This is a genomic window from Nitrosomonas communis (assembly GCF_024102715.1).
GTDB lineage: Bacteria > Pseudomonadota > Gammaproteobacteria > Burkholderiales > Nitrosomonadaceae > Nitrosomonas > Nitrosomonas communis_B.
Window position 1 is genome coordinate 1 of the sequence record NZ_JAGFJM010000022.1, and the last position, 2,280, is coordinate 2,280.

3 protein-coding genes are annotated in these 2,280 nt (G+C 46.4%); 1 reads left to right on the forward strand and 2 read right to left on the reverse strand.

Annotated features, from left to right (window positions below; translation table 11 throughout):
- Positions 1–705: IS21-like element helper ATPase IstB (istB, locus tag J5I83_RS02720; RefSeq protein WP_304053100.1), on the forward strand; the 705-nt coding region annotated here is incomplete at its 5' end.
- 257 nt (positions 706–962) lie between these two features.
- On the opposite strand, the gene J5I83_RS02725 is transcribed toward istB, so the two are convergent.
- Together J5I83_RS02725 and J5I83_RS02730 are read right to left on the reverse strand one after the other, a co-directional pair.
- Positions 963–1,571 carry a hypothetical protein gene (locus J5I83_RS02725; RefSeq protein WP_304053101.1) on the reverse strand — a complete coding sequence of 203 codons (609 nt, stop codon included), beginning with the start codon at positions 1,569–1,571 and terminating at the stop codon, positions 963–965.
- A gap of 359 nt (positions 1,572–1,930) precedes the next feature.
- Positions 1,931–2,280, reverse strand: a 350-nt coding sequence (locus J5I83_RS02730) for an IS5 family transposase (protein ID WP_304053103.1), incomplete at its 5' end; no start/stop codon positions are given.

Sequence of the window (2,280 nt, forward strand, 5' to 3'; positions counted from 1 at the left end):
GCAATGGCAGATCATAGCGCGACACAGGACAAAAGCTTTGCTGATTTCCTGGAAAGCATCCTGCAGGCTGAACTGGACAGCAAGATGCAGCGCACACGCGAGATGTTGCTGAAAACAGCAGGCTTGCCCGCTATCAAACATTTCGATGAATACGACTTTCGCTTCGCAACCGGTGCGCCACGCAAGCAGCTACAGGAACTGACCAGTCTGGCGTTTGTGGAACGAATAGAGAATATCGTTTTACTCGGCCCCAGTGGGGTCGGAAAAAGTCACCTGGCAATAGCGCTGGCCTACAGCGCCATCATGCGCGGTATCAAGGTTCGCTTTATTACAGCAGCCGACTTGATGCTGCAACTGGCTACAGCAAAGAAACAGAATCGCCTGGATATCTATCTCAAGCGTAGCGTGTTATCACCGAAGCTGCTGGTGATCGATGAAATCGGCTATCTGCCATTTGGCCGGGATGAGGCCAACCTGTTCTTCAACGTTATTGCCAAGCGATATGAGCAAGGCAGTGTCATCGTTACCAGTAATTTGCCGTTCTCTCAATGGTCAACAGCGTTTGCTGATGATCAGACGCTAACCGCAGCATTGCTGGATAGATTGCTTCACCATGCTCATATCGTGCAGATCAGTGGTAACAGCTACCGGTTAAAGAGAAAAAGAACAGCAGGTGTTTTACCAGCCACTGAAGCAACAAACTAATCAATGAAAAAGCTAAGGGTGGGTCAAATTTAAATTGCCGCTTTTATGTGGCAAGTGGGTCAACATTAAATTGTCGTTGACAAATACACATTCTCTATGCTGGGCGAGCAGATCCAAACAAGTCAAATTGTGGGTAATTCTGTGAATTCGGGTAGTGGTTTGCCGGCTTGTTGTTTACAAACGAAGAAAAAAATCACGCAAAAAATTGTCATTGAGCCTTCTCTTGATTCGTGGATTCAAACTTGAATCCGTCATTTTTATAATAGTACGCCCTGACGCCTCAGCCTCATTGCATAAAGAAGCATAATTGTAGGGACAATGAGTCCTCCGATGAAGACGAATACTAGGCCAGTGGTTGCCCGTATGTAATCGAGGTAGTTAGGAATCATGGTTAGCGAATAGGCTTGCATAACAATAGTCATGACAAGCCCCAAGGCAAAAAGCTTGACCGCGTGGGCTCTCAGCATAAATAGAGCCCATGCGGCCGCAAGGTTTATCACTGCTGCTACCGTCCCCATTAACTTAAAATCGAATCCTATCTGAGGAACGGGCACTCCCAACTGCGAGAATATGGTATCGTAGTAGGAGGTGTCGTAGGACACCAGCCAGATGCTGGGTATTCCTATGATCGCGCCGAATAACATCCATGCCAAGATCACCCAAATCCACAGGGTTCTGCGCCGCTCAGGCTGCTCTGATACCGCCTTGCTTTCTTGCCTCATTTTTTCCTCCTTTTCCAGCTTAGATGGTTTTCCAGCCAACTCAGGCTGCTTCACAAGTGTGTAATATAACAGGATTGCGAGGTAGTCATTAAGAGTATCGATCTCAAAGTTAGCTTTCGCGGCCGTCCATGTATGTGTTGTCAAATTGAAGCCCATACAAGCACACAAAAGGTGTCTACCATCGTATTTTGCACTACTGTGCCGAATTTATGCTATTTAGCACGTCATCCACGACATGTATGTGCATGCTGGGCAATTCGCCCAGGTGCAGGACGAGCATAACACCCGACCATCTTAGTAGATTCCCAAGCGTCCATTTCCAGAATGATATTAAGTGGCATGCCATTTTAGGTTAGCCAACGCTCACTCAAGTATGAGTAAATTTTCGCTCAATTTAGTACTGTCGCTTGACTTTTCAAATAGAGAATAAAAATTGTATGCAATTGCATTATTGCTAACCTATTTGCTATTCCCTAGGGTCTGTTGACATTTCACATAGGTAGCTACAGATATCCACACGCTATGGCTACCATACTCTCAAAATTTCGCTTCAGTTTGTCGTATCGTGTCGCTATTGCCCGATACTGCTTTAGCCGGGCAATAGCATTTTCCACCAAATGCCGGTATCTATATAAACCCCAATCCATATCTGCGTTACCCTTCAACGAGTTGCGTTTTCTCGGTATCACAGCCCGAGCTCCCTTCTTCGTTATCTGTTCCCGTATCCATTCGCTGTCATAGCCCTTGTCCGCAACAATCGCTTTTGCGTCAGGTAGCCTGGCAATCAAATCAGGTGCTGCAGAACAGTCATTGACTTCTCCACCGGTGATTTCAAACTCAACTGGCAAGCCAT